Source organism: Williamsia sp. 1135 (assembly GCF_002095395.1).
Taxonomy (GTDB): domain Bacteria; phylum Actinomycetota; class Actinomycetes; order Mycobacteriales; family Mycobacteriaceae; genus Williamsia.
In genome coordinates this window covers 17,426-28,387 of record NZ_MJEI01000054.1, presented here as the reverse complement: position 1 = coordinate 28,387, position 10,962 = coordinate 17,426, and the positions used below count along the sequence as shown (strand labels likewise).

The following is a 10,962-nucleotide window of genomic DNA, read 5'->3' as shown; positions in this document are numbered from 1 at the left end:
CCCCCAAATCGTGGAGGACTCCTCTATGCGGCTTCGGGCTCCGCGACTGCAGCGTTCTCGTAGTCGATGGGGCTGACCATCCCAATCGTGGAGTGCCGGCGGACGTGGTTGTAGAAGCCGTAACACCAGTCAAGCACACCGGCCTTGGCTCCGGCAAGAGTCTCGAAATCGTTGCGTGACAGTACCTCCCACTCCAGGGAAGAGAAGAACGCTTCGGCAGCGGCATTGTCGAAGCATGACCCGACGCGGCCCATCGACTGACGGAGTCCCATCCGACGGCACAGCTTGGTGAACTTGTTGGAGGTGTACGTCGACCCGCGGTCACTGTGGAAGATGACCCGTTCGGACTCCTCGTCACGCCTTATGGCCTGCTTACCGCCTCGGGTGGCCACCGCCATCTCGATTGCTGCACACGCGAGCGGTGCGTCTGGATGCACGCTGGTGGCCGCACCCAGCAATCGGCGGCTGTAGAGGTCGATCACGGTCGCCAGATACAACTTCCCGGCCGCAGTCGGGATCTCGGTGATATCGCCGACCCACTTCTCGTTCGGACGCGTCGCGGTGAAGTTCCGGCGCACCAGATCCGGGAACTTCGGTGCCGTCTTGTCCTGCCGGGTCAGCCCGTTTCGGCGACGGATCCGGCGTGCCACCAAACCCTGCCGGCGCATCGAATCCGCGACCGTCTTCTCGCTCACTGTCCACCCGTCCTCACGCAGGTCCACGTGCAGCCGCGGGGAACCATGCAAGCCCCGCAATGTCATGAACTTGACCTTGACTGCGCGGTCTACCGTGTCGCGCCGATAGTCACGCGCGGTATGCAATCCTGTTGCTGCACCCGGCTTTTGAGAACGCTTGAACCACTTGTAGAACCACGCCATACTCACGCCAAGCAGCGCGCACGTGACCGTATGTGGCACTCGATAGGTGGTCCTCTGCTCTGCGATGAAGCGGGCCAGCATCACTTCGTCGCCTCCTTCACCCACAGGACCACCGATCGTTTTAAAACATCGCGCTCCATCCGCAACTCGGCCACCTCGGCACGCAACCGCTTGAGCTCGGCAGCACTATCGCCGCTCGCCTCATCCTCGCCGCCGCGCTCGGCGCGCGCACGGTTGACCCAGTTGCCCAGGGTGCCCTCGTTGACCCCCAGATCGCGCGCGACCTGGGCGATCGGTTTACCCGTCTCCTCGACGATCCGGACCGCCCCATCACGGAACTCCCGGTCGTACTTCTTCCGCTTCTCAGACATCGTGCTCCTCATTATCGATGCCTCTACGGTTTGGGGGGAACCTCACTCGATATAAACGGCCAGGCACCACCGCCGCCGCTCGCAGGCTGGAAGGACACCGTCTACACCCCGCCCGGCACCACCATCCGGCTGACGCTACGGTTCGCCGAATACACCGACCCGACGTTCCCGTACATGTTCCACTGCCACCTGATGCGGCATGAGGATCAGGGCATGATGGGTCAGTTCCTCGTCCTCGGGGCGGACCAACGTGCTGCCCCGATGCAGATGCCTACCGACAAATCTTCACATCACGGCGGTCATTGACCGGCCGCAGACCGATCGGACCTGGTAGGTGTCAGCCGCGCCGGTACGCCCATACCGCCAGTCTCACCCTGTTGTTGCACCCGGTCTTGGCCATCAAACTCGCCACGTGCGACTTGACCGTCGAGACTCCCAGGTGCAGATGGTCGGCAATCTCCTGGTTTCCCAGACCCTCACCGACGAGCCCGAGCACTTCACTCTCTCGTGGGCTCAGTTCCACGACGTCGACCGGCTCTGGCGCACGCCCCTCCTCGACCGCCCGGTCGACTATTCGACGCAGCAGGGAGGGAGAGAACGGCAGGTCGCCGTCGACGACACGACGGATCGCGTCCGCTAGGTCAGCGGGCGCGGTGTCCTTGACGAGAAATCCCGCCGCGCCGGCCGAAAGTGCTGGATAGAGGTGGCTGTCGTCGTCGAAGGTGGTGAGTACCAACACCTTCGACGCAGAACCAGACCTGACGATCTGTCGGGTTGCCTCGATACCGTCGAGGCCTGGCATCCGCAGGTCCATCAGGATCACATCGGGTGCCAATTCGGCTGCCAGGCGTATGGCCTCCGCGCCGTTGGAACCTTCACCGACGACGTCGATGTCCTCGGTGGACTCGCACAACATCCGCAGACCGGCCCGCACAAGGCGCTGGTCGTCGACGATGAGTAGGCGAATCATGCGCCGACTGCTGTCGCTGCGACTGGGAGGGTGGCGTGAACGTGCCAACACCTGTCGTCGGCACTGACCTCGAGCGTGCCGCCGGCGAGCGCAACACGTTCGGTCATGCCGATCAGCCCGAGTCCGCTAGGTGCCGCCGCGCCGCGTGTGTAGTAACTGGCGATGGTCACCTTGACCTCGTCGTCCTCCCGGACGACCGAGACGCTCACCGGCCCCGCTGGGTCCGCGTGCTTCATCACATTGGTCAACGACTCCTGAACCACCCGCAGTAGGGTGAGCCGCCCGATGGCGTCCAGCTCACCGAGATCCGGATCCAGCTCGACTTCGACGGACATTCCCGCCGCTCTGGTGCGCTCGACGGCTGCAGCGATTTCGGCCGAGACTGCACCGACTTCGACCAGAGCCACATCCCCGAGCAGGGGGTCTCGTAGTGCCACGAGGAGTCGGCGTATGTCCGCCAATGCCCCGGAAGCTGTGGCATGAACATCGTCGAGCACACTCTGTACGCGGGGGTCCGCCTCCGCCACCACATGCCGCACGACACCGACTCGCAGCACGATTGACGCCATGTGATGCGCTACCAGGTCATGCAGTTCCCGGGCCAATGCGGCGCGCTCAACGGAGCGCGCCAGCGCTGCGTCCTCCTCTCGGCGTGCTTCAGCGTCGGCGGCGCGGGCTCGATAGGTCTCGGCCAAGTCGCGCTGCGCCCGCAGATACAGCCCGAACAGCAACGGCAGTCCGACAACGGCAACCGTCTCGATCGCTGTGGCGGGCCGCCAGAAGGTCGAGTACGTCTCGGCCGCGATCTTGACCAACACCGCGGTCATCCAACACGCACTGGCCGCAATCACCGGCAACGGCCGCTTGAACCGCATTGCCACCTCGGCCAGACCGATTGCGCCGAGGTACGGAACCAGTCCGGACAACCCCCACGCATCCGCGACGAACATCGGCACTGCGAGCGCGGACAGCGCGAGCGAGACGGCCAGTGGCCAGCGGCCGCCCAGCAGGAATATCACTGCCGCGGCGAGTGCTGTCGCCCAGTACCAGAGCGGTACGTGATACTCGCCAGGGAAATTGCTGGCCAGCAGCATCAGCGGAGTCAACACGAGTGGCACCCAGCGAACCCATGGCAACCGGCCGAGATGCGGGAACTTGTCGATCATCGCTCCACAGTAGGCAACCGTGAACTAGATCTTCCGGCCAGAGGAGCGTCATCGACACGGCAAGCCCCGCACCAAAGCCGCGGGCGAGTGCGACATCACCGACCGAGTCCTCGCAGGAACAGCCGGCCGCAGCTCCTGATGAGACGGCGTCTGCGTGGTTCCCATTGCTGCTGGTCGATCGCACTAAATCCGCGCTGACCGGTTTTAGCAGCGCCAGCTTTGACGCGGTCTGGTTCATCCAGAACCGACTCGAGACGACATAGTTACTGTTTTATCGGCTTCAGCACCGCGCGATGACCTTCCGCTTTTCGGGTGGAAGGTACTCGGTGGTGGTCTCGCCCCATGCCGGGAGATGGTGTCGATCGCGCACCTGGCCCACCGCGACTGCCGCCAGTGCGCGCATGTATGGCTGTCGATCAGCTGCGTCGCGTCACCGATGTCGGCAAAGACTCTCAGTAGCAACCCTTTCGAACCTCAGGAAACCGCCACCCTCGACATCCGGCCCGCATTGACGAACATTCGCGCCTGTTTCACCTGCCGTACCACCGGGGTCACCTCGAGATCGTCGATACCCGCCGTGGCACCGAATCCCTGGGTCATCACGTCGTAGAGGTGCCGGGTATCGCGACACAGGACCGACGCCATGAGATTGGTGGCACCGGTCGTGGCGCAGACGAAGGGGACCTCGGGCAGCATGCCCACTGCCATTCCCGCCGATTCGAGTTGCCTCACTGAGACTTTGCCCCATACGACTGCCGCCAGAGCGACACCGAGCTGCGGCAACGACACGTCGAAGTCGAGGTACATCACCCCGCTGTCGACGAGTTCCCTGATCCGCTGGGCAGCCCTCGCCGGTGTCCAGCCGAGGTTCTCGGCCAACGTCGCGTAGGGCATTCGCGCGTCCGCCTCCAGCATCGCCAGTATCTTGTGGTCGACGGGCCCCATCTGCAGCGTGGAGCGCCACGACCGCTCGTCCCGTTCACGTTCGGTGATGACGGAAAACCGCTCCTCGGCAACAGATCTGAGATGCTCGAGCTGTGTCGTAGTGAACAGTTCAGCGAAGTTCGGCAAGTTGCCGACCAATGGGTAGCGACGGACCACGGTGTGCGATGAGATCGATTGCACTAGTGATGTTTTCGGAATACGGTCTCCAACCATCTCGTCCCGGTCCCCCACCGACCGTGGACGATGGACCGCCAGCACCTCCGAACTCGTGATGTTGACCCAGCTCATATCCGGGTGACGGGCCAGCGCCGTGGCGAGAGTTCCGCCGGCACCCGGCTGGGGGGTGATGCGCAGAACGCCCTGGCTGATCCCGAGAGCAAGGGAATCGATGAACGCAGTGCACTGCAGGGCGCCGCCGCGCACGAGCGCCTGATAGCGGCGGGCCACGGTCTGTTCGGCTATACCGAGCACCGCACCGATCTTGGCGAAGGACATTCGGATGTCGGCACTCAGCGCGTGGATGATCATGCGGTCTGTGTCGTCGATCATGGCGGATTCCGGTCTGTTGACGGCGTTGATTGAAGGATAGCGTCGTAAAACCCCGTTCGAGTGATGGATTTGTCGTGGTCTGGTCGCACACTCGATCCCGGCAAACCCCCGACCCGAAAGGACACGATCATGCGAAAGTGGATTCCACTCGTCGCCGCCTGTCTCGGCACGTTCATGCTGCTCATCGACGTCACCATCGTCAACATCGCCTTACCCGACATCCAGCAAGATCTCGGCACCACGTTCTCCCAATTGCAGTGGGTGATGGATGCGTACGCCCTCGTTCTCGCCGCCCTGGTGCTGGCCGCGGGCAGTCTGGCCGACGGTGTCGGACACAAACGCATCTACCTCATCGGCACCACCCTGTTCGCCCTGGCGTCACTGGCCTGCGGTCTGGCGTCGGACGCCACGTTGCTCATCGCGGCCCGGGCGGCACAGGGTGTCGGCGCGGCCGCCATGTTCGCCACCACGCTGGCGCTGCTCCACGCGACCTACACCGGACGTGATCGCGGCGTCGCGTTCGCGACCTGGGGTGCGGTCAGTGGTGCTGCCGCCGGAGCGGGCGTGGTGCTCGGCGGGGTGCTCACCGATCTACTCAATTGGCGCTGGATCTTCTTCGTTAATCTGCCGATTTCGGCGATCACCCTGTGGTTGTCGGCGATGGTCTTCACCGACAACGCTCGCCGAACGTTGCGCTTCGACGTTCCCGGAGTCGTTACGTTCAGCGCCGGCGCCGCCGCGCTCACGTACGCGATCATCCACGGCGGCGAGAACAGCTGGACAGACGCGACGACTTCGTGGTCTTTCGGTGTCGCGGTGGTGATGCTCGCGGCGTTTGTCATCGTCGAACTGCGACAGCGCAATCCGATGCTGCCCCTCGGTCTGCTAGTGCGGCCCCACCTGTCGGGCAGCGTGATCGGCGCCTTGGTGCTCAGTTTCGCGGCGTTCTCGAGCTTCCCGCTGGTTGCGCTCTGGATGCAGGGAACGCTCGGCATGTCACCGCTCGAGAACGGCCTGGCCGCCCTGCCGATGCCCGTCGTCGCATTCCTGGTCGCCGGGGCAGGCGGCAAGTTCTTGCACAACGTGGCACCGCAGGTGACCATCGGCGGTGGTCTGGCCGTGGTCGGTGCCGGATCACTGGCACTGATGCTCGTCGGCCCCGACTCTGACTGGACCGCAACCGTTCCCGGGCTCGCGCTCATCGGCGTCGGGGTGGGCATGGTGTCGCCGGCGCTCAACGCAACGGCGCTGGCGGCGGTCCCACCGCAGCAATCAGGTGTCGCTTCGGGCACGGTCAACACCGCCCGCCAACTCGGGCTCGCATTGGGTATTGCCGTTCTCGGATCGGTGTTCCAGACCATCACCGGGGCCGATGCCGGGCACGCGGGACCGAACTACACGTCGGGCCTCGACGTCGCGTTCGCGGTGGCTGGGATTGTCGGGATCGTGGGTGCGGCGATCGTCGTCGGGTTGTTCAGTCGTCGCAGCACCCCGGTCGCGGTCAGCGAGCCCGAACCCGCCCTGAGCTGAGCCGCATCAGCCTCGCGCTATCGCTTCGAGACGGCGGTCACGTCTGCGGATACGTTCGTGCCACTCATCGAAAACAAACCTCGCCTGATCCTGTGTCGCAAGGCGTCCTCCAAATTGTGCGCTGTCAGGCGGTATCGCGCTTCGAAGCCGCCTCCGTAAAGGTTGGCCGCAGCCGGGAGGTTGGCCCCGAAAACCTGGGTCAGCCTGTAGTTCGTCGAATCGACGTGCGTTGCCGAGGCTTATTCGACGAGGTGTTCAGCGCCATAACCATTCGCGGACAGAGTGGAAAGCTGGTGAACTCGATGGCATGCATGGACAGCCAAATCTCGTCACCGACGCCGCCAACGACGGCGATACCGCCGAACTACTGGTGCTGCAACGGTGCTGTTGGGTGGCGGAGGCGATCGCCAACGGCACCCTCGACATCCCGCCACTACACGAGACACACGACGAAGTTCGTGAATGGGTCCGGTCCTGGACCGTCCTCACGGTGCGGGATGGACCGCGATTAGTAGCTGCGGTCCGTGGCCGTCTGGTCGGTGGGACCTGGGAAATCGGGCGCCTGATGGTGGCGCCGGACCTGGCCGGTCAGGGAATCGGACGAGAGTTGCTCGCTCACATCGAGCGTTTGGCGCCCACCGACACCGCGACATTCGAGCTGTTCACCGGCGCGCGGAGCACCCGCAACATCAATCTTTACGAACGTGCCGGATACCGGATGCTTGACTCATCATCAGCCGTGCCTCCCGGCCACATCGTCGGCGCAATCGTCCTACGCAAATCGGCGTCAACGTAAAATCGGCTTGAACCGGATCCGGCCGCGAGGCAAGTCACGGAGCGCACCAACGGTTCATCAACAACAACGAATCCGATCGCTCTGAAACGAGAGACAGACCCATGATCACGCTGGCTGCCGCTACCGGTATCGCCCTGGTCGAGCTAGGACTTGCTCTCACGCCCGGGCCAAACATGTTCTATCTCGTCTCGCGCAGCATCAGCCAAGGATGGCGTGCCGGAATGATGTCCCTCGCTGGCACCGCCGTTGGCTTCGTTGTCTACCTCGTGATGGCCAATGTGGGACTGGCGGCAGTGTTCTTCGTGGTCCCGTGGTTGTTCATCGCACTAAAAGTCGTCGGTGCCGCCTACCTCCTGTGGCTGGCCTACACGACACTGCGACCAGGGGGCAGGTCGCTCTTCGAGACGGCCACGTTGCCTCGCGACTCCTTCGGCAAGCTCTTCCGCATGGGGCTCGTGACCAACCTCCTCAACCCGAAGGTCGCGATCCTGTATCTCGCCCTCATCCCCCAGTTCATCGACCCCGCAGCCGGCAACGTCGTAGCCCAAGGATTTCAACTCGGCGCAATCCAAATCGCAGTGGGTGTGACGGTCAACGGCGCAATCATCCTCACCGCAGGCTCCGTCGCAGCGTTTCTGCAACGCAAACCGGCCTGGATGCGCTGGCAGAAATGGGTCACCGGAACCCTACTCGGCGCGGTAGGGGTCAAACTAGCCTTCGACGCTCCAGCTCCCGCCGTGTCCCACTAACTCGCATCAGCGTCGCGCAACTATCCGTGTTGACATAGGATCTGTTGTCGGCGTAACAGATTGTGCTGCAGTGCAATTTGTCACCAGTGAAGAAACCAACCCTGAAACATGTCGGTCGGTCTGGCAAAGGGACCACTCCGCATTTGACGCCGCGCCCTTTGACGACGTCGGGATGATCGTTTCCGGATGGTCGGTGTACAACGCCGAGCAGCTCGAGCACGGTAGCTCGCGGCAGATTTCATTGCTGGCGTAGTTGACCACCGGCGATTTCGTGGAGGCCACGTTCGAGAACTGGGAATCAGAGTTTTTGCAGGGGGCATGTACGTGGTGCTGACCGAGACCCCGACCCGGCAAACCGGGTCGGGGTCTCCTCGTTCAGTAGTGATCAGTCGAGGATCGCTGTGGCCTCGACTTCCACCAGCACATCGGGTTCGAAGAGGTAGTCGACTCCGATCAACGAAGCTGGTGGCATCGGAAGCGCGAGTCCGATCTCATCGGCGACACGTTCGACGCCGGCCATGAACTCTCCGATCTTCTCCGGCGTCCAGTGTGTGACGTAGAACGTCAGTCGCAGGACGTCGCTGAACGTGGCTCCTGCGCTCGCCAGCCCTGTCGCAGTGTTGCGCAGCGCCTGCGCGACCTGTCCTGCCAGGTCACCGGGAGCGACAGGTGAACCGTCGGCCAGGCGGGCGATCTGCCCACTGACGTGCACGTGGCGCGATCCCGTACCCACTGCGACGTGGTGATAGGGCGTGGGTTGAGTCATGCCATCGGGGGTCGAGTAGTTGACGGGCACGTTGTTCTCCTTGGTGTGTTCCGGTAGGTATATTTTTGATACCTGGTACACCAAGAGCACTTCAAGGAGACGTGGTTTCATGACCGATACCCCCGGCGCGCCGGTCGAGCTCACCATCAGCGCGCCACATCGCGAGTTGCTCGATCAGGTGCTCGACAAGTGGTCGTTGGCAGTGCTCAACGAACTCTGTGAACGCCCCTGCCGGTTCAACAATCTGCGGCGAGCGATCCCGACCGTCACGCAGAAGTCTCTGACCGCAACACTCCGCAAGCTCGAACGGAACGGAATCATCGAGAGGGTGCTGCTGAGTTCACGCCCGGTCGCGGTCGAATATCGGATCACGCCGCTGGGAAAGACTCTCCGTCCGCCGATCGACGTGATCCTGCAATGGGCAACCACGCACATGCCAGCTATCGAACGGGCGCGCACGAGTTTCGACACTGCCGAGGACGGCGCGTAGCGGCTGCTGTTCAGACGATCAGAGTGGGTGCCTCAGAGAACCGCTATGCCCCGCCTCTGTAACAGAGTGCGGGGCATAGCAGTGTCGTTCGCGTCAGCGAAGCGTCAGCCGAGCAGACCGCTCAGGGACTCGGCGTTGTCGATGAGGAACTGAAAGATGTCGAGCAAAGCGATTTCGAAGGTCGAAGTCATCGTGGATACCTTTCACGTGTTCTGATTGTTCCGCAGCCGAGGTCGACAACGGTCGAGGACGGTCAGGCCCTGCCAGCGAGCCTCCCGTCATCGGGACCGATTGTGGCACTTTTCCATACGTCGCGCACGCGGTTGCCTCATGGACAAGAGATACGTACGTGAACCCTAACTATGTTGTACCACAACATTATTGACACTCAAGCTTCGATCGGTTAGACCGAAATGTGACCTCCCGTGTGCCTATTCTTGGCGAAGACGTCACCTCCGCGTCAGACAACGTTTGCCCCGCCGTAGGTTGCGAAGCAACGTATTTCGCGAGTGCCGCCGAGTAGTAGAGCCAATGGCCCGGACACCTGTTCGCTCGGTGTTCACACCGCAGTACCGGTCAATCATTCATTGAGCAACAGTCACCGCCTACCGTGACCACCAGCAAGACACGATCGCGAAGACAGATGCGATTGCCGACTGAGTGTCAGTCGATCCCCAGTCATTCGTTCGCCTTCTGGAGGCCCCCGTGTTGTTTAGATCAGCAGTCGCTGCCGCGTGCCTCAGTGTCGCCGCGGCCGGAACCATGGTGAGCACCTCGATGTCGGCGGCATCGCCGGCCCCACCAGGCTCATGCCCCGAACAAGTCACGTTCGCTGTAGGCGGCACCGGAGACGTCCATTCGCAGCACGTTCCGGGTGTTCCTGCAGGACCACGCGTGAACATCGACTATCCCGCGTCCATCCGACCGATCGGCGCAGTCACCGGCGACGAATCGATCTCGGTGGGCACCGATGAGCTCGACTCTCGAGCACGGTCTTACCGCGCCCGCTGCCCAGACACCCACATCAACGCCCAGGGATACAGCCTGGGGGCCGTTGTGGTCTCCACAGTCTGCGACCGATGGCAGATCGACAGCGTGATGAGCCGCAACACCGCGTGCACCACCGTCGGCAACCCCAGCCGCCCCCAGCGAGATGGGACGTCCGGCATCCTGGGACAGATCCCCCCGATCGTGCCCGGGCTGGCGGTCGACCGACACCAGAACCGCGGCCCGATTCCCGTCACCGACGTCTGCAACTCGAACGACATCATCTGCAACGCACCCAATCCTGTCGTCAACCCGCTCGAGTTCGCCAACGGGATCCTCGGCTACTACGAGGGTGACCATGGCTATGCCCAGCCCATTCCGAACGACCCTGGTGACTACGTGTACTACCAGCAGCCCCGCATCGACGGTGCCCGCCCGACGACACCCGCACTGCAGTCACTACCTACCGTCCCGATGGTCCTTGATGCCGTCGAACAAGGACGCTGGCCTGCTCCCGCAGACACGTCGGCGTTGATCGAACAAACAGATGCGCAATTCGGCGATCTCAGCGGCACAACCCTCACCTGGTCACCGGCGCCGACCATGGACCACCCAGACCCGGTCGCACCACAAGTTGTTTGGGCTGCAGCGGAACTCGTTGACGCCGCAGTTCGCGTGGCCGTCGCGTTTGCCGCAGAAGCCATCGACGAATAGACCTCACCCGCACTCTGATCACCACGCCGGGGCCATGATCTGGTCCCGGCG

12 protein-coding genes and 1 pseudogene are annotated in these 10,962 nt (G+C 63.1%); 7 read left to right on the top strand and 6 right to left on the bottom strand.

Translation table 11 applies throughout. From position 1 onward, the window contains the following. Window positions 1–23 precede the first annotated feature (23 nt). Together BFL43_RS02495 and BFL43_RS02490 are read right to left on the bottom strand one after the other, a co-directional pair. Window positions 24–962 carry an IS3 family transposase gene (locus BFL43_RS02495; protein WP_084889697.1) on the bottom strand — a complete coding sequence of 313 codons (939 nt, stop codon included), beginning with the start codon at window positions 960–962 and terminating at the stop codon, window positions 24–26. After that, window positions 959–1,249 carry a transposase gene (locus BFL43_RS02490; protein ID WP_084889699.1) on the bottom strand — a complete coding sequence of 97 codons (291 nt, stop codon included), beginning with the start codon at window positions 1,247–1,249 and terminating at the stop codon, window positions 959–961. The genes BFL43_RS02495 and BFL43_RS02490 overlap by 4 nt, the downstream gene beginning before the upstream one ends. Window positions 1,250–1,294: 45 nt before the next feature. Between BFL43_RS02490 and BFL43_RS29260 the strand changes: the two are divergent. Next, window positions 1,295–1,555, top strand: a pseudogene (locus BFL43_RS29260) (multicopper oxidase domain-containing protein); the annotation flags it as partial. Window positions 1,556–1,586: 31 nt separating this feature from the next. Here BFL43_RS29260 and BFL43_RS02480 read toward each other — a convergent pair. The 3 genes from BFL43_RS02480 to BFL43_RS02470 form a co-directional block, all read right to left on the bottom strand. Further along, entirely contained in the window at window positions 1,587–2,219 is a 633-nt protein-coding gene (locus BFL43_RS02480) for a response regulator transcription factor (RefSeq protein ID WP_084890465.1), read from the bottom strand. Then, the gene (locus BFL43_RS02475; RefSeq protein WP_084890464.1) at window positions 2,216–3,385 is read right to left on the bottom strand and encodes a histidine kinase; all 1,170 of its coding nucleotides are present in this window, start codon (window positions 3,383–3,385) and stop codon (window positions 2,216–2,218) included. Before BFL43_RS02475 ends, BFL43_RS02480 begins: the two co-directional genes overlap by 4 nt. A 474-nt stretch (window positions 3,386–3,859) precedes the next feature. Then, a complete protein-coding gene (locus BFL43_RS02470) occupies window positions 3,860–4,879 on the bottom strand; it encodes an AsnC family transcriptional regulator (RefSeq protein WP_084890462.1) in 1,020 nt (339 codons plus the stop codon). A 129-nt stretch (window positions 4,880–5,008) separates the two neighbouring features. Between BFL43_RS02470 and BFL43_RS02465 the strand changes: the two genes are divergently transcribed. The 4 genes from BFL43_RS02465 (at window position 5,009) to BFL43_RS29810 (ending at window position 8,288) form a co-directional block, all read left to right on the top strand. Next, on the top strand, window positions 5,009–6,409 hold the full coding sequence (locus BFL43_RS02465) for an MFS transporter (protein WP_084890471.1): 1,401 nt from the start codon (window positions 5,009–5,011) through the stop codon (window positions 6,407–6,409). 307 nt (window positions 6,410–6,716) lie between these two features. After that, window positions 6,717–7,205, top strand: coding sequence for a GNAT family N-acetyltransferase (locus BFL43_RS02460; protein WP_084890460.1), 489 nt, complete (start codon window positions 6,717–6,719; stop codon window positions 7,203–7,205). A 101-nt stretch (window positions 7,206–7,306) separates the two neighbouring features. Then, window positions 7,307–7,954, top strand: a complete 648-nt coding sequence (locus BFL43_RS02455; RefSeq protein ID WP_084890457.1) for a LysE family translocator — start codon at window positions 7,307–7,309, stop codon at window positions 7,952–7,954. A gap of 271 nt (window positions 7,955–8,225) precedes the next feature. Further along, on the top strand, window positions 8,226–8,288 hold the full coding sequence (locus BFL43_RS29810; RefSeq protein ID WP_346425931.1) for a hypothetical protein: 63 nt from the start codon (window positions 8,226–8,228) through the stop codon (window positions 8,286–8,288). A 51-nt stretch (window positions 8,289–8,339) separates the two neighbouring features. Here the strand turns inward: BFL43_RS29810 and BFL43_RS02445 are convergent, their stop codons facing one another. Next, window positions 8,340–8,750, bottom strand: a complete 411-nt coding sequence (locus BFL43_RS02445) for a RidA family protein (protein WP_084890469.1) — start codon at window positions 8,748–8,750, stop codon at window positions 8,340–8,342. 79 nt (window positions 8,751–8,829) lie between these two features. On the opposite strand from BFL43_RS02445, the gene BFL43_RS02440 reads away from it, so the two are divergent. Together BFL43_RS02440 and BFL43_RS02435 are read left to right on the top strand one after the other, a co-directional pair. Then, window positions 8,830–9,210 (top strand): helix-turn-helix domain-containing protein, encoded by a 381-nt coding sequence (locus tag BFL43_RS02440; RefSeq protein WP_084890455.1) that lies wholly within the window; start codon window positions 8,830–8,832, stop codon window positions 9,208–9,210. Window positions 9,211–9,972: 762 nt separating this feature from the next. Continuing rightward, window positions 9,973–10,911 carry a PE-PPE domain-containing protein gene (locus tag BFL43_RS02435; protein ID WP_084890453.1) on the top strand — a complete coding sequence of 313 codons (939 nt, stop codon included), beginning with the start codon at window positions 9,973–9,975 and terminating at the stop codon, window positions 10,909–10,911. The last annotated feature ends 51 nt before the right edge of the window (window positions 10,912–10,962 follow it).